Source organism: Spirosoma horti (assembly GCF_054776595.1).
Genome location: NZ_BAAHBQ010000006.1, coordinates 232,073 through 249,103, shown reverse-complemented (window position 1 = coordinate 249,103; position 17,031 = coordinate 232,073). Strand labels below are relative to the sequence as shown.

17 protein-coding genes are annotated in these 17,031 nt (G+C 50.1%); 11 read left to right on the top strand and 6 right to left on the bottom strand.

What is annotated here, in order from left to right; all coding sequences use genetic code 11:
• The first annotated feature begins 197 nt into the window (after window positions 1–197).
• Window positions 198–1,445 (top strand): sugar MFS transporter, encoded by a 1,248-nt coding sequence (locus ACYVAM_RS19555; protein WP_461070086.1) that lies wholly within the window; start codon window positions 198–200, stop codon window positions 1,443–1,445.
• 76 nt (window positions 1,446–1,521) lie between these two features.
• On the opposite strand, the gene ACYVAM_RS19550 is transcribed toward ACYVAM_RS19555, so the two are convergent.
• Complete coding sequence (locus ACYVAM_RS19550; RefSeq protein ID WP_461070084.1) at window positions 1,522–2,358, bottom strand: nuclear transport factor 2 family protein; 837 nt, start codon at window positions 2,356–2,358, stop codon at window positions 1,522–1,524.
• Window positions 2,359–2,695: 337 nt separating this feature from the next.
• The gene (locus ACYVAM_RS19545; protein WP_461070082.1) at window positions 2,696–3,565 is read right to left on the bottom strand and encodes a mechanosensitive ion channel family protein; all 870 of its coding nucleotides are present in this window, start codon (window positions 3,563–3,565) and stop codon (window positions 2,696–2,698) included.
• A 104-nt stretch (window positions 3,566–3,669) separates the two neighbouring features.
• On the opposite strand from ACYVAM_RS19545, the gene ACYVAM_RS19540 reads away from it, so the two are divergent.
• Window positions 3,670–4,857, top strand: a complete 1,188-nt coding sequence (locus tag ACYVAM_RS19540; protein ID WP_461070843.1) for a cysteine desulfurase family protein — start codon at window positions 3,670–3,672, stop codon at window positions 4,855–4,857.
• A gap of 49 nt (window positions 4,858–4,906) precedes the next feature.
• On the opposite strand, the gene ACYVAM_RS19535 is transcribed toward ACYVAM_RS19540, so the two are convergent.
• The 3 genes from ACYVAM_RS19535 to ACYVAM_RS19525 all read right to left on the bottom strand — a co-directional run bounded on the left by ACYVAM_RS19535 (window position 4,907) and on the right by ACYVAM_RS19525 (window position 7,398).
• The gene (locus ACYVAM_RS19535) at window positions 4,907–5,296 is read right to left on the bottom strand and encodes a VOC family protein (protein WP_461070080.1); all 390 of its coding nucleotides are present in this window, start codon (window positions 5,294–5,296) and stop codon (window positions 4,907–4,909) included.
• 102 nt (window positions 5,297–5,398) lie between these two features.
• Window positions 5,399–6,712: a peroxiredoxin family protein gene (locus ACYVAM_RS19530; RefSeq protein ID WP_461070078.1), complete on the bottom strand. Its 1,314-nt coding sequence runs from the start codon at window positions 6,710–6,712 to the stop codon at window positions 5,399–5,401.
• 89 nt (window positions 6,713–6,801) lie between these two features.
• Window positions 6,802–7,398 (bottom strand): NAD(P)H-dependent oxidoreductase, encoded by a 597-nt coding sequence (locus ACYVAM_RS19525; protein WP_461070076.1) that lies wholly within the window; start codon window positions 7,396–7,398, stop codon window positions 6,802–6,804.
• Window positions 7,399–7,540: 142 nt separating this feature from the next.
• Between ACYVAM_RS19525 and ACYVAM_RS19520 the strand changes: the two genes are divergently transcribed.
• Window positions 7,541–7,885 (top strand): hypothetical protein, encoded by a 345-nt coding sequence (locus ACYVAM_RS19520; protein WP_461070074.1) that lies wholly within the window; start codon window positions 7,541–7,543, stop codon window positions 7,883–7,885.
• Window positions 7,886–7,940: 55 nt separating this feature from the next.
• Here ACYVAM_RS19520 and ACYVAM_RS19515 read toward each other — a convergent pair whose 3' ends face one another.
• A complete protein-coding gene (locus ACYVAM_RS19515; protein WP_461070072.1) occupies window positions 7,941–9,059 on the bottom strand; it encodes a trans-sulfuration enzyme family protein in 1,119 nt (372 codons plus the stop codon).
• A gap of 196 nt (window positions 9,060–9,255) precedes the next feature.
• Between ACYVAM_RS19515 and ACYVAM_RS19510 the strand changes: the two genes are divergently transcribed.
• From ACYVAM_RS19510 to ACYVAM_RS19475, 8 genes are all read left to right on the top strand, one after another.
• Window positions 9,256–10,095, top strand: a complete 840-nt coding sequence (locus ACYVAM_RS19510) for a crotonase/enoyl-CoA hydratase family protein (RefSeq protein WP_461070070.1) — start codon at window positions 9,256–9,258, stop codon at window positions 10,093–10,095.
• Window positions 10,096–10,167: 72 nt separating this feature from the next.
• Complete coding sequence (locus ACYVAM_RS19505) at window positions 10,168–11,079, top strand: SDR family oxidoreductase (RefSeq protein WP_461070068.1); 912 nt, start codon at window positions 10,168–10,170, stop codon at window positions 11,077–11,079.
• Between the two features lie 112 nt (window positions 11,080–11,191).
• Window positions 11,192–11,710, top strand: a complete 519-nt coding sequence (locus ACYVAM_RS19500) for a DUF4494 domain-containing protein (RefSeq protein WP_461070066.1) — start codon at window positions 11,192–11,194, stop codon at window positions 11,708–11,710.
• A 115-nt stretch (window positions 11,711–11,825) separates the two neighbouring features.
• Window positions 11,826–12,272 (top strand): HYC_CC_PP family protein, encoded by a 447-nt coding sequence (locus ACYVAM_RS19495; RefSeq protein WP_461070064.1) that lies wholly within the window; start codon window positions 11,826–11,828, stop codon window positions 12,270–12,272.
• Between the two features lie 73 nt (window positions 12,273–12,345).
• A complete protein-coding gene (locus ACYVAM_RS19490) occupies window positions 12,346–14,682 on the top strand; it encodes a TonB-dependent receptor (RefSeq protein ID WP_461070062.1) in 2,337 nt (778 codons plus the stop codon).
• Window positions 14,682–15,248, top strand: coding sequence for an AraC family transcriptional regulator (locus ACYVAM_RS19485; protein WP_461070060.1), 567 nt, complete (start codon window positions 14,682–14,684; stop codon window positions 15,246–15,248). Before ACYVAM_RS19490 ends, ACYVAM_RS19485 begins: the two co-directional genes overlap by 1 nt.
• Before the next feature lie 185 nt (window positions 15,249–15,433).
• Window positions 15,434–16,573 carry a glycosyltransferase family 61 protein gene (locus tag ACYVAM_RS19480; protein ID WP_461070058.1) on the top strand — a complete coding sequence of 380 codons (1,140 nt, stop codon included), beginning with the start codon at window positions 15,434–15,436 and terminating at the stop codon, window positions 16,571–16,573.
• Window positions 16,574–16,659: 86 nt separating this feature from the next.
• On the top strand, window positions 16,660–17,016 hold the full coding sequence (locus tag ACYVAM_RS19475; protein WP_461070056.1) for a four-helix bundle copper-binding protein: 357 nt from the start codon (window positions 16,660–16,662) through the stop codon (window positions 17,014–17,016).
• The last annotated feature ends 15 nt before the right edge of the window (window positions 17,017–17,031 follow it).

Below are 17,031 nucleotides of genomic sequence, written 5' to 3'. Positions count from 1 at the left end.
ATATTTGCGTCTCCTTATCCGGATGGTTCATATCCGGATGGTTCCTTTTGCGCCAGCCAAAGCCGTCCGGATAAGGAGACGCAAATATGCGTCTCTACGTGTAATTTAACGCGAATAAGGGTAATTTCGCCTACTCAACAGCTTTGCTACTACAAACAAAGCCCCAGGACACTCGAGCTTTTAATCCTAACAAACTAATGCAGGCAACCACCGCAACTGGCCAATCAAAACCAGCCGCTTTCACCGAAAATAAGTACCTTATCACCCTCGTCTTCGTTACGTCTCTTTTTATGTTCTGGGGCATCGCCATCACCATGGGCGATGTATTGAACAAGCATTTTCAACACGTTCTGAGCCTTACCAAGACCCAATCGGCTTTTGTTCAGTTTGCTATTTTTGGGGCCTATTTTGTGATGGGAATTCCCGCCGGTCTGTTTATGAAACGGTTCGGCTATAAAAATGGCGTCTTGTTAGGGCTATCCTTGTTTGCGCTGGGTTCGTTCTTGTTTGTTCCGGCTGCCGCAGCTGCGTCTTTCACTTATTTTGGTATTGCCTTGTTTATCCTGGGCTGTGGAATTTCAACCCTCGAAACCGTGGCGCACCCGTTTGTGGCCTCCCTTGGCGACCAGCGCACCAGTGACCAGCGCATTAATTTCGCTCAGGCTTTCAACGCCTTAGGCGCCATCATCGGGCCAGCTATCGGCTCTTATTTTCTGCTACGGAACAATACCGAAGGAAGTACCGATCTGACGTCAGTCAAGACCTTATACATTGTCATTGGCAGCGTCATTGCGACCATTGCCATTCTGTTTTCCTTTGTCAAAGTTCCCTCGCTGACGGACCCGCATGCCGTTGTGGCCGATCCTGATGCCGCCAACGTAGACACGGCACCCGGAAAAACTCTTTTCGAACACAAGCATTTCATCTGGGCCGTTATCGCTCAGTTTTTCAATGTGGCTGCACAGGGCGGAACCTGGGCCTTCTTCATTAATTATGGCCACGAAAAAATGGGCTTTTCCGACGCTACTGCGGGCAATTACATGATTCTCTTTATGGGACTCATGCTGGCTGGACGTTTCGCGGGTACGTTCCTGATGCGGATTATCGCGCCCCATTCGTTGCTGGCTATTTTTGCTGCCTGTAACATTGTAATGTGCCTTATTATCACCCAAAGTTTTGGCTGGCCTTCGTTTATCGCGCTGCTGATGCTTAATTTCTTTTTCAGTATTATGTTCCCAACCATCTTTAGTCTGGGCTTGAAAAATCTGGGTTCGCATACGCAGCAGGCATCTTCCTTTATTTCGATGGGCGTTGTTGGGGGCGCTGTTTTTCCCTTTCTGATGGGCATGGCGGCCGAACACGATGTGGCATCGGCCTATTACCTGCCCATTATCTGTTACGCCGTTATCTTCCTGTTCGGTGCCAAATTCTATAAAGTGAACTGATCGAGTTCTGGTTCAGAAGACAGCAAGCCGTAAGTGGACTCGATAACAGTCACTTACGGCTTGTTGCTTTTCTAGACTATAGTGTACTTTTTACGGTCCACTGCTCGGCTATTTTTCCCTGGTCGAAGCGAAGTATCTCGTAAACCATCGTGGGATTACCCGCCAGTTGACCTTCTGCCTGGATGACCACAAAATCGCCTTCGCTGATTGCTCGATGAATCTTCGAGATGGTCAGTGTGGCGGAATGCAGATAGGAGTGCAGGCCATCAAGCCCGTTAGCCATGTCGGGATTATGCTGGATAAGATCAGCCACAACAAATTCAGGCAGAGCCTGTAGGTGTTTGTCAACGAAAATCCGCTGATAAAAAGCAAGCGCTATTGTTTTATTAGTAGCGGTTAAGGCCGTATTCTCAGTCGGTAATGGGCCGTTCATCATGGCGTTTCCATTAGCTGTTGTCTCGGGCTGGTCCTGTACCGCGTCCCAATGTTCGGCTACCTGGCCGTTCTCAAACCGGAATAGATCGACGACTACTTTCTGTTTGCCTCCCCAGTCAAAACTAAGGTTTGTAACCACGTATTCATCTTCAGCAATGAGTCGCATAAACGGGGCTGTCGCAGCGGTCGGTTTGGGCATCTGCTTCATCAGGTTCAGGGCTTCAAGGACGCCAGCTTTGCCAGGTTTCAGGGCTGAACTATGTTGAATGTAATGCTCGGAGATAAGCTGTTCCGCAAAGGCAATATCGCCCTGGGCTACCGCCCGCCGATAGAAATCGCGTATGAGTGATTTATGGAGTGTTTCTTTTTGCATGGTATGCGATTGGTTGGCTGTCTGTTTGGACAGCGGTCTGGTACACGATAGAGACAGGGCTGCCAGTAAGCACAGCATGCCCGTGATGAAATCGTGAAATTTCATGATATGAAAATTAACTAATGAAGGAATAATGACTGGTAAGCTGTGCATGTAGATTTACACCTGTCCAGGGTTGGACAGCACAGCAGAAATGCCCTGCCTGCTTTCGCAGCGGGGTTTCGGGCCAGATTAGCGGTATGTAATTATACGATTCGTAGCGATAAAGGTATTGATTTTATTTTGAAAAAGAGGCTTTGCCAGGGCGGCAAAAAAGTTTAACCGCGGAGGTAAAAAGAACACAGAGGTTCCTTCGCCGTTTAGTTTCTGTGACGAGGAATCTCTGTGTTCGCTGTGTCTCCGTGGTTAAACTTTTTTGAAGGAGGTAGCCTGATGTGATGGCTTAACTTCCCGGCGGGGTATTCGCCAGTTTCTGTTTCAGATCAAACGTTTGTCCGGCGAAGACAATAAGTATCTGGTGTTCATCGAAGGCGCGTTTCACGGCCATGATGGCCTCGCTCAAGGCTGCCTGAGCATTGGTTGTTGACGGATTGATCCAGAACCACAGCACAAACTGCACATTGGCATCGGCAAACGTGCGGTAATGCAATTCGACAGGATGACCTTTCAGGACAAACGGAAGCTTGGCTACAGCAATTTTGGCTACCTGCTGGGCTTTCGCCAGATCGTCGATGTAGGAAACACCAGCTGCCAGCTCGATTCGGCGAATGCCAATCCGCGAAAAATTAGTAATTGGTTTCTGAAAAACATCTTTGGACGGAATCTCGACGGTCTGCCCCTGCCCATTATCCATCACAACGGAGCGTAATTTAATATCGAGCACTTTGCCCGTGTATCCGTTGGTCTCGACTGTATCGCCCACCTGAATGGGCCGGGCCAGCGCAATCATCGTTCCCGAAATGAAATTGGCGGTCAAATCCTGAAACGCAAAACCGACCGCCAGCGCAATAACGCCCGCACCGGCCAGCAACGAGGTGACCGTTTTGTCGAGCCCTAACACACCGAGCGCCACGAATAGCCCAACGGCAACAACCATGACTCTGACCAGGGCTCCCGTTAGGTTGACGAGTGATTGATTGTCGCTAACCCGACGTAGCCCCCGCACCATTCCCTGACTTAGCCAACGCGACAGGAAGGTAAAGAGGACAAAGACAAGGATCGCCACGGCCAGTTCGGGCACAAATCGGATAGCGTTACGTATCCAGAGAGAGAGTTCGGCGTAAATAAGACCGGGAGCCTGAGAAAAATCCATTAAGCAAAGGTAATCGTGTAAGCCGAGAACGACGCGAGTTTACTTACTGTTTCAATAGTACGTGCATTCCCCGTACCTTTGTGAACTGATACAACTGATTGATGATGAAACCTACCGCTGCCATTTATCTCGATAATGCCGCTACTACCCGGCTCGATCCTGAAGTTCTGGATGCCATGCTGCCGCTCATGACGGAGCAGTTTGGCAATCCTTCGTCCATTCATAGTCATGGTCGGGCGGTGCGAACGGCCATTGAAAAAGCGCGGAAAACGGTAGCTATGTTATTGAATACATCCCCTGCCGAAATTTTCTTTACGTCGGGCGGAACCGAAGCTGACAACACGGCCATTCGAAGCAGTATCGAAACCTATGGCCTCACTCACGCCATCACATCACCCCTGGAGCACCATGCCGTGCTGCATACGCTCGAGCACCTGGCCAAACAGGGCGTTATTAAGCTGAGTATGGTGAATATAGACCAGAAAGGGCATATTGACCTAGCCCATCTGGACGAACTTCTACGTCAACATCAGCCGGCTGGTACGGGCTCGACCCGTTCACTGGTTTCTCTTATGCACGGTAATAACGAGATCGGCAACATGTTGGATCTGAGTCGGGTAGGGGAGCTATGCCGGTCGTACGATGCGGTTTTCCATTCCGATACGGTACAGACGATGGGCCATTTTCGGCATAATCTGCAACAGCTACCGGTCGATTTCATTGTGGGGGCCGGGCACAAATTTCATGGCCCCAAAGGTGTTGGGTTCTTGTACGTCAATGCCGACCGGGTGAAAATTAACCCGTTTATTTATGGGGGCGCGCAGGAGCGTAACATGCGGGGCGGTACCGAAAACGTCTATGGCATCGTTGGGCTGGCCAAAGCCCTCGAAATTGCCTACCGCGACATGGACGAACACCGGCAGCACATTACGTCACTGAAAAGCCGGATGATCGAGCGACTACGGACTCAACTGCCGGAGGTGCAGTTCAACGGCGATTCGGCGGATGTTGACAACAGCCTGTATACCGTGCTGAATGTCAGCCTGCCTGCATCGGAAATCAGTGATATGCTGCTGTTCAGCCTGGACATTGCCCGTATTTCGGCATCGGGTGGGTCGGCCTGTTCGAGTGGGTCAAGTATTGGCTCTCATGTGTTGGGTGCTCTTCCGGGCCTGGATGCCGACCGGGGCTATGTCCGGTTCTCATTCGGAAAATACAATACTGCCGATGAGATCGATTATGCCGTCGATACGCTGGTTGGCTTGTATGCCAAAGAGGGTAAGCTAGTGTAAAGAAATAGTCCCCGGCCCCTCGCGCTTCAGAAGGGGCCAGGGACGGTGATTATTTAGGTTCAATCAGGTCCCATAAGTTGCCATACAAATCTTCGAATACGGCTACTGTTCCGTATTCTTCTTCGGAGGGTGGGCGAACAAATGTTACGTTGTTGGCAAGCATGCTGTTGTAGTCGCGCCAGAAATCATCCGTGTACAGAAACAGGAAAACCCGCCCACCTGTCTGATTCCCCACCCGGCTTTTCTGTTCCTCATTGGAGGCTTGTGCGAGTAACAGGCAAACGTCTGTAGAACCAGGCGGAGCTATCCGAACCCAGCGCTTTGTTTCGCTTAATGGCGTATCCTCAACTAGGGTAAAATTGAGTTTTTGGGTATAAAAAGCAATGGCGTCGTCGTAGTTATCGACAACAAGCGTAATGTGGGGAATGCGTTGTTTCATGCAACAAAAATAGTCGGCGGGCTACCGAGAAGCTAGATGATTTAGCCGTTTCGGCAATCTAGACGGCGGGCATAACTAAGGAATCTATATCTATTGACTGTCTTACTGTTCTCTCAGTTCCTTGAGCTTATTTCTCAATTGATCTCCCTGTAGATTTCTGGCAATAACAACGCCATCGTGGTCGAGAAGAACGGATGTTGGGTAACCCGTAATACCATACGTCTCAACCAGTTTGTTGCCTTTGTCGGATAGGATTTGTGGCCATTGTACGTCCTGCTTTTGGATGAATTTGGTTAGCTTTTCCGATGAGTCCTGAACGATGCCAATAAACTCGAACTGGTTTTTGTCAAGTCCCGCATACAGCTTTTTTAGCTTTGGAATGTCGTTCACGCATCCTTTGCACCAGGTTCCCCAGAAATCGACGTACACATATTTTCCTTTATAATCGGCCAGGGTAATGGGCTGTTTGGAGGTGAACTCCTGCGCAGAAAATGGCCGGAACGGGTAGCCGATTTGTAGCGAATATTCTTTGTTGTCGTCTGACAGGGGATCTAACCGTAACACATTATTATAGAAGTCAACCCCCTTGTTTTTATAGGTAACGCCATCTAACCGGATGTTCTCGTTGATTTTGATCAGTTTGTCTTCAGAAACCCGTTGCCCCTCCCCAAAGGAAGATGACTCAACGAACGCGGAATTTTCAAAGTCGGGATTTGTAAAACCAGATATTACGGACAGTTTGTATTCCTTGCCATCTTTCCTGAACGTAGTCTGCGCATGTTGTGGAAAGTTATACAGAAACTCGCTCCCCATAGTTTTTATCACCATAGGAATTTTCATTTTCACGACCTGACCATTTCGATAAACCTCATAGTTTACGATTGATGGATTTTTGTAGGAATAGGGATCCGTATTTTTTATGACTTCGGGGTATGTAGCCGTTTCGTCACTAAAGTCAAGGTCGTTATCTGTGTCAATCATTACCGCCCACTTGCCTTTTTCTTCGTCGAAGCCATGCAATGTATACACATAACACTTAATGGGTTTTTTAGAGAGCGTTAGTGTGTCGGGCACCCATTTCCAGGATTCCTGAAGATGGTTGAACCAGGCTTTTGTAATATTGCCCGCGAGGTAGTTTTGATAAACAAGTTGGTATGAATTTAACCAGACTATTGCTTTGTCGACATGTGACCAATGTTTCGGGATGCCGGTTACTGATAAATACATTTTACCCCAAAGTTTCTTACCCTCCGAATCGTTTTTATGGTCGTTTCCCAGGGCGCTAAAGCCAGGGTGAAACGGTCCGTATCCGTCAACTAATGTGAGTGGTAACGCTACCTGGGTAGCCTGCTCCGCTTGGTGGCAGCTACCAACCAGCGTGATAATGAGGAAAAGAAATAGGCTTGCCGTTTTCATGAGCAGAAGGCTTAGATAGGCAAGTAAGCAAAAAGGGCACAAAGTTTTAGCTTTGTGCCCTTTTTGCTATTGTGCAGTTTATCAGACGGTTATTTCTCCACCAGCGTGGGTGTCAACCATCGGTTAGCCACATTGAGTGTGTAGGTCAAAAAGGCATTTACCGTCCGTTCGTACACGTCATGGCCGATGAATTGGCCGTTCTCATCCAGATTTTTATCCGTCTCGTGCGACTCATATAATTTCGGCGAAACGATTGAATAGCTGTTGGTGAAGCTGATAATCTTGTTCATCACTGTCGTCATATCCAGCGCTGGCTGGCGGCCACCGCGTCCATTGGAGATGCCTACCATAGCGAAGACTTTGTTTTCGAACAGGTGCTTGAACGATGGACCACCCAGTTGATGAATCGCGTTGGTTGCCTGTGGCGGAGCCGTCCAGTTGTACTCAGGCATGGCAAACAGAACCAGGTCGGCGGCCTCCCAGGCACTGATCAACTCCTGCTGAAAAGGGGTTAGCTGATCGGGTTTGACCGATCCCTGACCGACAAAAGGAATATCGTAATGCTCAAACGTGACAATGGATACCTCATGCTGACCCTCGGCCGTCAGAAGGTGCCGAACGTAGTTGACAAAGCGCAGCGAGTTACTGTTCTTGCGCGATGAGGTAGAAATTAGTGTGATTTTCATGCGGTCAATTCAGTGAATATGCCTAACAAACCACGGGGTTACCGCTTTAGTTTCCAGGGATAAAGCAGGCGGAGCCATGCAACGCTTGTGGAATAGAATGAGTCTTTGCATCCTATTGGTTGACCGAACCTAAGCTATACCCATGAACAAGCTCCTATACCTCGTGTTGATTTCGGGTTGTGCGTATGCGCAGGTCCCTATTGAATCCATTCGGAAGGATTCCATTCCGGAGAAACGGCAACGGTTTCTGCCGGACATAAACTCATCCAGCAGCATGCCTGCTGTCCGGCCAAACAATGCCTTCTACCGAGATCCTAAGGATGGCCCCAATATCGTGCGGGCGACCTTGGATAACATGCCTATCAAGGTTCCGGATACATCCATGACCTACACCATGCCTGGAGCAAGCCTGTATCCGAAAGGCCCAATCGACCCGCCAGGCCTATATCCAAAAGTATTCCCGCATATAACACCGAAAAATCATTGATAGCACCAGAACAGAAGCCAATCGCTGACTCCTGTTCTGGTGTTTTTATAGGCCATTAGTTCAATGCCTGCGCCAGGTCGGAAATTAAGTCGTCGGCATGTTCCAGCCCGATGGATACACGAAGAAGATTTTTTGGTGTCGTGGAGTTGGTGCCCTCAACACTGGCCCGATGCTCGATCAGGCTCTCGACACCGCCGAGGCTAGTTGCTCTCGTAAACAGTTTTAACCGGCTAATGAACTGCAACGCATCGGCAGCATCGCCTTTTATCTGTACGGATAACATCGCGCCCGGCCCATTCATTTGTTGTTGAATGATAGCCCGGTCGGGGTGATTGGCCAGGCCAGGGTAATGTACTTTCTCAACGGCTGGATGATCATTCAGGAACTCGGCGATAGCCTGTGCGGTCAGGCTTTGTGCCCGCACCCGAACGCCCAGCGTTTTGATACCCCGGCTCACCAGCCAGCAATCGAATGGCGAGGGAACCGCGCCGGACAATCCCTGCAAGAGTCGTACCCGCTGCGCAAACTCGTTATCCTGTCTGAATACCAGAGCGCCCCCCAGCACATCGGAATGGCCACTGAAGTATTTGGTCGTCGAGTGCATCACCACATCGACATTGAAGTCGATAGGGCGCTGGAGTACAGGGGTTGCCCAGGTGTTATCGCACACGCAAATGGCCCCGGCTTCGTGCGCCAATCGGCTTACTGTCAGCAAATCGGTTATCGATAGCATGGGGTTTGACGGTGTTTCACACCACACTATCCGGGTATTCTCGTGCAGCGACGACTCGACGGCGTCTAAATCGCTCATGTTCACCCGGGTGTAGGTTAGCCCCCAGGGATGAAAAACCTGTTCCAGCAGGGCGGGCGTGCCATAATAGGCATCGGCAGAAAGCAGCACATGATCGCCGGGACGAAGGGCCTGAAAAAGTGTCATCGCAGCTGCCTGCCCTGATCCGAACGCCATCCCGACTGCTCCTCCTTCGAGCGTGGCAATTGCCATCTCGAGCGACTCGCGGGTAGGGTTATTGGGTCGGGCATATATATAGTTTTCAGGCAACTCATTGGCCTCGTTGCGGGCAAACGTAGTCGATAAGTGAATGGGAGAAACAACGGCTCCGGTGATTGGATCCGGCTGATGAGTAGCGCGAAGAGCAAGGGTATCGAAATGCATAAGATGGTCAGTAAGGACTATGTGTAATAGACTCGACATCGAAACAGCAGGAACTGAAAGAAAGTTGACATACGTAACGTGGACCGCACGGGTGGTCCGCGTTACGAACTACTCGCATGAATATTTTTTATAAAGTGTCAGTAATCGCAGTCAGACTACTACTTTTAGAAATCCGTATGCAAGCATACTACAGGTTATGAATCAAACATATGAGTCTTTATCATTCGAGTCAGGCGATGGTGTACTGACCGTTTCACTGCTTGGTCCGGGCAAAGGGAACGCCATGGGTCCGGAGTTTTGGGAGGAACTGCCCAGGGTCATGGATGAAATCAATGAGATGTCCGATGTTCGGTGTGTTGTCTTTCGGGGCAGTGGTGATCATTTCAGTTATGGCCTGGATGTTGCCCGGATGATGCCGCGCATTGCCAGCCTGGCGTCCGGAAATCCAATGGCCAGCGAGCGCCGTAAGCTAATGGCTCAGATTCGCTTCATGCAATCCGGGTTTCTGAAGATCCACGAGTCGGCAAAACCGGTCATTGCGGCTGTTCATGGCTGGTGCATTGGGGGTGGGTTGAACATGATTGCTGCAGCCGATATTCGTTTGTGTTCCCGCGACGCTAAATTCAGCCTTCGGGAAGCTAAGCTGGCTATTACACCCGATATTGGTGGCTTACAGTTTCTGCCTCACCTGATCGGGCAGGGGTTTACCCGCGAGATGGCTTTTACGGGGGGTGACTACGATGCTACGTTTGCCGAGCGGGTCGGATTGGTGAATCATGTCTACGATACGCCCGAGGCCCTGTTCGAGGCTGCCAGCACGCTGGCCCGCCAAATTGCCGATAATCCGGCTCCAGCCGTACAGGGCGCAAAAGAAGTGCTTAACTACAGCATCAATAAATCCATCGAAGACGGGTTGCAGTACGTTGCCGTCTGGAACTCCAGCCAGATGCAGTCCGTGGATTTTGGTGAAGCCATGCAGGCGACCATAGAAAAACGCAAAGCCGAATTTAACAAGAAGATAAACCGAGGTTATTGACAGAATGATAGAATGATTGAGTGATTAAATAGTAGCTCACTCTTTATTCTATCACTCAATCATTCAAAACGTATGACGACTGGAATGCTGCGCGACGATGCGCTAAAGGGTAAGACAATTATCGTGACCGGTGGCGGCACGGGGCTTGGTAAATCGGTGACCCGTTATTTGCTGCAACTGGGGGCTAACGTCACGATCTGTAGCCGCCGTCAGGCCGTTCTGGACGAAACCGCGAACGAGTTGATGGAGGAAATGAAGCAGATCAGTGGATCGGGGACGGTGCTGGCCATTGCCTGCGATGTTCGCAATACGGACGAAATCGAAAATGTCATCCAGAAGACAATTGAGCGATTTGGCCAGCTGAATGGCTTACTCAATAACTCTGCCGGGAACTTCATCAGCCCTACCGAGCGGCTGTCTTATAAGGCATTCGATACCATTGTCGACATCGTTTTGCGCGGCACTTATTACTTTACGCTGGCCGTGGGTAAATACTGGATCGCCAATAAAATTCCGGGGACTGTATTGAACATTTCCACCACCTACGCCACAACGGGTTCGGGCTATGTTGTGCCTTCGGCCGTTGCCAAAGGCGGGGCCTTGATTATGACCAAATCGCTGGCCGCCGAGTGGGGAAAATATGGCATCCGGCTCAACGCCATTGCGCCGGGGCCGTTTCCGACCAAAGGTGCCTGGGATCGGCTCTTTCCCGAGCCGCTGGCCAGCATGATGGACCCTACTAGCCGCATTCCACTCCATCGGGTTGGCGACCATGGCGAACTGGCGAACCTGGCGGCTTTTCTGTTGTCAGACTATTCGGGATACATTACGGGCGAAAGCATCACAATTGATGGGGGCGAAGTGCTGATGGCGGGGGAGTTCAGCCACCTCGAAAAAGTCACGACCGAGCAATGGGATATGATTGAGCAGACCATCAAACAAGCTAACCGGGCGAGTAAAAATATCGAAAGAGCGAAAGATTGAACGAGCGAATTGCAGGTGGTGAATTCGCTCGTTCAATCTTTCGCTCTTTCACCATTATTCCGCACCTTTGCCGATAGATTTTTGTTCTATTTACGTATCAAAACCTTTTAAAATGCCCAACTGGTTTCTCGGAAAGATCCGCTATCAGCAGCCCATTGACGACTCGAATGTCGGCACCCGGAATGAAGAGTTTATCAAGCAAAAAACCGTGACAGAAGCCTATCTGGTTGATGCGGTTAGCTATACCGATGCAGAGGCTCGTCTTTATCAGGAAATTGCTGCCAATACACCCGACTTTGAGATCACGAACATTTCGCGCATGAAACTGGCCGATGTGTTTCATATCGAAGAAGGGGGCGAAACCTGGTACAAGGTGAAGGCCATGTTCATTACGGACGACGAAAAAACGGGTAAACAGAAGAAAACGCCCAGTGTAATGCTCGTCAATGCCGAAACGCCCAAACAGGCCTACGAACAGGTTGAAATCAGCCTGAAAAGTGCCCTCGATCCGTTCGAGATCACGGATGTAAATACAACCAAGATTCTGGAGATATTTCCGTACAATGAAGAGGAGCAACGAAACCTTCGCCCACTCAGCGAGGTGCTCAGTCCCGAACCGGAAACCGTCTAACGCTCATAATCGAATGCCATCCTTTTATAGAATGGCATTCTTTTTTTACGAAATTCCTGACTTTCAGCCGTCAAGACTTGCGTTGAATTCGTTCCGTGCTGATATTTGTCCCATCATGAAACGTAACCTGTTCCAATTCTTCAACCTACTCATGGCCTGCGTCGTGCTGCTCAGCAGTACCGGCTTTGGTTTGGTGGAGCATTCGTGTCAGATGCGGGGCAAGAAAAAAACGATGGTTGTTGCCTTTAGTGAGGTGAAGTCATCGGGTTGTGCGACCAACAAACAGCCCATGCCAGAGCAGCAAACGGTCGTTAAAAAAACAGAATGCTGCCAGGATGATCAACGCTACGAAAACGTCGATATCTCATCGTCGTTGAGCCAGTTCGTTGCCAAGTTTGTTAAGATTGTTACCGAAGCGGTTATAACCGGCTTCGTGGCCGTTATGGCCTGGATTATCGAGGTCGTTTTTGCTGGAAAATCAACGACCGTTTCAAATTTTTCGTCGCCCCCTTCTCTTTCCGGGCGCGACATCCTGACGTTCGTTCAGAGCCTCCTCCTTTGATACGCTGATTAAGTTGTTCTGGCCGATGTAGTAATCATGGGCTTGTTCTACGTACTTATTAATCAGCAGACTCATGTACTTTTCATTTTTACGGATTGTGCTGCTAATCAGTGGGCTATGGCTTGGCTTATTCGCCATTCTGCCCGCCGTGCAGGCGCAGTCGGATACCACTCTCATCGAAAAAAACAGACCGGTTCGGGGTAGCGTTGGCGAAACCGTGAACGGAAAGCGCCTACCTTTGGTCGGTGCAACGGTCATCTGGGCTGGCACAACTTCGGGTGCGAATACGGATGCAGATGGACTGTTTCAACTACTCACGCATCCGACTCAGAACCGACTGATTATTAGCTACGTTGGCTACCAGGCAGATACCCTGGTCGTTACCGATCCATCCGTTGAATTAACGGTGACGCTTCGTTCCGAACGAACCTTGCAGGAGGTAACGGTGTCGGGGGCGCCGGGGCAGATCGACCGGATCAATCCCATTCAAACGGAGCTTATCACGCAGCGCACCCTCGCCAAAGCCGCCTGCTGCAACCTGTCGGAGAGCTTTGAAACCAATGCCTCCGTCAGTGTGTCGTATAGTGATGCCGTTACCGGTGCGAAACAAATTCAGTTTCTGGGCCTGGGTGGCCAATACGTTCAGACGAACATCGAGAATATTCCGACGGTACGCGGGCTGGCCACTACGTTTGGGTTAAACTACATTCCCGGTACCTGGATCACCAGCATCGACGTTGGCAAAGGAGCCGGTTCTGTCGTAAACGGCTACGAATCCATGAGCGGCCAAATGAACATCGAACTGCAAAAGCCGGACGATACGAACAAGCTATTTTTGAACGGCTACGCGAACAGCTTTGGGCGAATTGAAGGAAACGTGAACTGGTCACATACACTCAATAAAAAGTGGAGTGTGGGCGTGTTGGGCCATGCCAGCACCCTCCAGAAGGAAATTGATCAGAACAACGATGGTTTCCGCGATTTGCCTTTGTACACACAACTCAACGCCATCAATCGATATAAGTATAGCAGCGAACGATTCATGGCGCAGTTCGGGGTGAAGGCGCTTTATGAAGACCGCGACGGGGGGCAGCTATCGACATTTCGTTCACCGGTCGGTATCGCCCGGTATCAATTTGGAAACACAACCCGACGTCTGGAGTTCTTCTCAAAAACGGCCATTCTCTTCCCCGATAAACCGTACAAAGGTCTGGGCCTGATCATAAACGGTGTTCACCATGACCAAACGGCTATTATCGGCTTCAGACCCTATAACGGACAGCAGCGAACCCTCTACGCAAACCTGATCTATCAGAACATCATTGGCACTACGAACCACACCTACAAAGCGGGACTAAGCTATTTGCTGGATGATTACAAAGAAGATCTGGCCGCTTTAGCCACCAGCCGTACGGAGTCGGTGCCAGGCGTTTTTGCTGAATATACATACACCTACCCCGAAAAAATGACACTCGTGCTTGGCGGACGGTTTGATTACCATAATCTGTTCGGTCCGCAATGGACGCCCCGCGCGCATGTAAAGTACAATATTAGTCAGAGTCTGACGCTACGGGCTTCGGCGGGGCGGGGCTTCCGGGTGCCCAACCCGATCAGCGAAAATATGGGGTTTCTGGTGAGCTCACGGGCCGTGTTTATGTACCAAAACAGAAATGCCGGTCCTTACATCAACTGGAACCTGACGCCGTTAAAGCCCGAAGTCTCCTGGAATTATGGCCTTAGCCTAACAAAAGACTTTACAGTCCTGCGTAAAAAAGCATCGTTGGCGCTGGACTACTACCGGACTGATTTTCAGAACCAGCTGGTAGTCAATGTAGAGAACTCGTCGCTCCTGTATTTTTATAACCTGCGCGATGCAACGCATCATGGCCGCTCATTTGCCAATAGTTTTCAGGCTGAGCTAAATGTGCAGCCTGCCCGGCGGTTTGAGGTGAAAGTGGCTTACCGGCTTTTCGATACCCAGCAAAGTACGGCCATGCCAGCCGGAGATACAGTGCTGCTCCCCAAAATGATGGTGCCACGCGAGCGATTTCTGCTGAATGTGGGCTATGCATTGCCCTACGATAAATGGAAATTCGACGCAACGCTGCAGTGGAACGGTCCCCGCCGGATCCACTATCTGCGTGAAGGCTATGTGCATGCCAGCAACCAGAATTCGCCAACGGATTACTCGCCGGGATTCGCCAACCTGAATGCGCAGCTTAGTCGTGGATTCAGGAGTGGTTGGGAAATCTACCTGGGTGGGGAGAACCTGACGGGCTTCCGCCAGTTGAATCCCATTTTTGCGGCCAATGATCCCTACGGGCCTGTTTTCGATGCGGCAAGCCGGGCGTGGGGACCCGTAACGGGGCGTATGGTCTATATAGGGTTTCGCTTTAAACCAGTAAACTAATGACACTTACCGTCCGAAATATGGTGTGCGATCGCTGCAAGCGTGTCGTCCGGGATGAACTCGAGCAACTGGGTTTGGTTGTTAATCGGGTTGAGTTGGGGGAGGTCGACCTCGATACTCCACCGACTGCCCACACCCTGGAGGCTATCCGCCACCGGTTGCAGGAAAACGGATTTGATTTGATCGACGACAAAAAGCAGTCGCTCGTAGAACACATCAAAGTGTTGCTAATCAATGAGATCCAGTACCTGAAAGCCGACCGGCTACCGACTGAAAACTACTCGACGTTTCTGGAGCGGAAAGTAGGCTATGAGTACTCGTATTTGAGTGGGCTATTTTCGTCCAGTGAAGGTCAGACGTTAGAGAAGTACATCATTGCGCTTAAGATCGAGAAAGTGAAAGAGTGGCTGCAATACGCTGAACTTACCCTGAGTGAGATAGCCTGGCGATTGAGCTACAGCAGTGTTCAGCACCTCTCCAGTCAATTTCGGCAGGTGACTGGTCAAACGCCGGGGCAATTCAGAAAGGCCGTCCATGCAAACCGACGCAACCTGGACGCCATTTAGGACAACTACGGATTGGCTTGCTGGGTAGTAATTTTTCGCCGTAGGCGGTGGAAAGCAACTCGTCAAGATACCGCTGGGCCTGTCAGGCAGGATACCTGGTTCGGCAGAATCGTTCTAACATAAGGTTGTCTATGTGTCTGATTATAAAAGAAATCAGTCTAAAGAAGCATAACCTAACCATATGTATGATCTATTCTTTTTTTGCAACCGTGAAGGCTTTTCCCAGGGCCTTACTTAAGCGGGTCCTGAAGGCATGTAAAGTTGATCCATTGACGAAACAGGAAACAGAAACCTTTCTGGAGAACTATCAAACGGCGAAAAGCCCGGTAAGAGAGGTCTTTATACCCGGTGTGCAAAATCAGGGGGAGCTGACAAAGCTTATTTTTTCGCCCGTCCGGGCCGCCACGCATCCGTCATTTGTCTGGAGTTACAAACGGGGAACGAAAAAGGCGGTTCAACTACCTTATGGAGGTATTCTGGCCGAAGGCAAGGTATTGTGTCTGGATTTCGAGAGTTACCACCTGGTTAAAAATTGGCGGGGCTTTGGTAAGCGAACCCTGCTAGCGTATGAAACGGTTATTGCCCCCTTTAGCCATTATCTGGATATCGTCGTCTTTGGAGGCTATTATGACTTTGTCATACTGGTGGCTGCTAAACTGAGCCGTATGAAAGCCGCCTTGCCAGAGCAGGTCTTCGCCGAGGCCGCCCTGGCATATCCGCTTTTCAAGACGACCTACGAGCAGGAGTACCTGGCGTTGATTGGGGTTGAACCAGATCATATCTTCGATAGCGTCGCGTATGATATTCGGTTTGACCGGTGTATTCTGGCCAATAGCGGGCACTGGTTTTACCCGGACCCAGCCGATATTTTTGCCTTGAAAGAACTGGTAGAAGCCAAACTGACGATCAAACAAACGAACCAAAGCCGAATTTATATAAGCCGGTCCACTCGTCGCAAAGTTGTGAACGAAGCCGCCTTACTTAAACTGCTGGAAAAGTACGACTTCACCATCATTGAAGACAAACCCCGGTCGGTGGCGGAGCAGGTAACGATCTATAAAAATGCTTCGTTTATCATGGGGCCACACGGGGCTTCCTTTACGAATATAATCTGGTGCGAACCCGGAACGCACCTTTTTGAGTTGTTCCCGGCCAACATGATTGTCGACCACTTCGCGTACCTCTCCCAGGTTATGGACATGCGTTATTCGGCCTACAGCCATGTCATTAAAATGGGGCAGACGAAGCACCATATTGAGGAAGACGTCTTCGTCTCCATTGCCGATCTGGAGAAAAGTCTCGACGCATTATTCGTGCAGGTATAAAACCAGACCACAATTATGTAAAAACTCTATCGGGAAAGCGTAGTTATTTTGTCAGACCAACGGTGGTCAATAAAATGACAACGATTATGGAAACCATGCAACACAACCACAGCCACACGGATACTTGTTTCAGTTGCGCGGAAGCGTGCGAACGGTGCGCTACTGCCTGCCTGGAAATGGGTGACAAAGATGGCAAAGGCCATGACATGACGGCCTGCATCAAGCTCTGTCGCGATTGTGCCGATATTTGCACACTCTGCGGTCGGTTAGATGCCCGCGGCTCTGAATTTGCCCGCGATTTCATGGTGTTGTGCGCCGAAGTATGCGAAGCCTGTGCCGAAGAATGCGAAAAACACGCAGATCATTTTGCTCATTGCAAAGCCTGCGCTGAAGCTTGCCGCAAGTGTGCCGAAGAGTGCCGGTCAATGTCGGCAAATGCATAAAAACAGTCTTCGTGG

Bases quoted from the DNA above. Each gene is read 5' to 3' on its own strand.
- ACYVAM_RS19530 (WP_461070078.1), bottom strand. From the start codon at position 6,712: ATGAAAACGGCAAGCCTATTTCTTTTCCTCATTATCACGCTGGTTGGT.
- ACYVAM_RS19485 (WP_461070060.1), top strand. From the start codon at position 14,682: ATGACACTTACCGTCCGAAATATGGTGTGCGATCGCTGCAAGCGTGTC.
- ACYVAM_RS19505 (WP_461070068.1), top strand. From the start codon at position 10,168: ATGACGACTGGAATGCTGCGCGACGATGCGCTAAAGGGTAAGACAATT.
- ACYVAM_RS19480 (WP_461070058.1), top strand. From the start codon at position 15,434: ATGATCTATTCTTTTTTTGCAACCGTGAAGGCTTTTCCCAGGGCCTTA.
- ACYVAM_RS19550 (WP_461070084.1), bottom strand. From the start codon at position 2,358: ATGAAATTTCACGATTTCATCACGGGCATGCTGTGCTTACTGGCAGCC.
- ACYVAM_RS19545 (WP_461070082.1), bottom strand. From the start codon at position 3,565: ATGGATTTTTCTCAGGCTCCCGGTCTTATTTACGCCGAACTCTCTCTC.
- ACYVAM_RS19475 (WP_461070056.1), top strand. From the start codon at position 16,660: ATGGAAACCATGCAACACAACCACAGCCACACGGATACTTGTTTCAGT.
- ACYVAM_RS19500 (WP_461070066.1), top strand. From the start codon at position 11,192: ATGCCCAACTGGTTTCTCGGAAAGATCCGCTATCAGCAGCCCATTGAC.
- ACYVAM_RS19515 (WP_461070072.1), bottom strand. From the start codon at position 9,059: ATGCATTTCGATACCCTTGCTCTTCGCGCTACTCATCAGCCGGATCCA.
- ACYVAM_RS19555 (WP_461070086.1), top strand. From the start codon at position 198: ATGCAGGCAACCACCGCAACTGGCCAATCAAAACCAGCCGCTTTCACC.
- ACYVAM_RS19495 (WP_461070064.1), top strand. From the start codon at position 11,826: ATGAAACGTAACCTGTTCCAATTCTTCAACCTACTCATGGCCTGCGTC.
- ACYVAM_RS19510 (WP_461070070.1), top strand. From the start codon at position 9,256: ATGAATCAAACATATGAGTCTTTATCATTCGAGTCAGGCGATGGTGTA.
- ACYVAM_RS19525 (WP_461070076.1), bottom strand. From the start codon at position 7,398: ATGAAAATCACACTAATTTCTACCTCATCGCGCAAGAACAGTAACTCG.
- ACYVAM_RS19490 (WP_461070062.1), top strand. From the start codon at position 12,346: ATGTACTTTTCATTTTTACGGATTGTGCTGCTAATCAGTGGGCTATGG.
- ACYVAM_RS19520 (WP_461070074.1), top strand. From the start codon at position 7,541: ATGAACAAGCTCCTATACCTCGTGTTGATTTCGGGTTGTGCGTATGCG.
- ACYVAM_RS19535 (WP_461070080.1), bottom strand. From the start codon at position 5,296: ATGAAACAACGCATTCCCCACATTACGCTTGTTGTCGATAACTACGAC.
- ACYVAM_RS19540 (WP_461070843.1), top strand. From the start codon at position 3,670: ATGAAACCTACCGCTGCCATTTATCTCGATAATGCCGCTACTACCCGG.